Below are 362 nucleotides of genomic sequence, written 5' to 3' on the forward strand. Positions count from 1 at the left end.
TGCTGGCCAGGTCGTGCTGGCCATCCGCGTCAACTTGCAGGGCATGGGTATAGCCCTGTCTAATCGCTTCTTGCATACCGGACATCACCGCGCCGCCTTTGCCCTGATTGTGCTCATGGCGCACCAGCGTAATGCGACTGTCCTGCGCCAACGCCCGCATGGCGGCTGACGCTTCTGGTCCACTGGCGTCATCCACCAGTATCACGGGCAGATGCAGGGCAAACAGCCGTTCGGTAATAGTCCCCAGCTTGGTATGGTGGTTATAGGAAGGGATCAGGGCACAGAGTTTCAAGCCGACACCTTAAACAAAATCCGCCCTGAAGCATGTTGCCCCTGGCTGGATTGATAGCTGAACAGACACT

1 protein-coding gene is annotated in these 362 nt (G+C 57.5%); it reads right to left on the minus strand.

Going from position 1 to position 362, the window contains the following annotated elements:
• Window positions 1-292 (minus strand): glycosyltransferase (locus tag J0A66_RS22100; RefSeq protein ID WP_206575991.1); only part of this gene is annotated, 292 nt, incomplete at its 3' end.
• Window positions 293-362: the final 70 nt, after the last annotated feature.

Source organism: Bowmanella dokdonensis (genome assembly GCF_017254865.1).
Classification (GTDB): Bacteria; Pseudomonadota; Gammaproteobacteria; order Enterobacterales; family Alteromonadaceae; genus Bowmanella; species Bowmanella dokdonensis.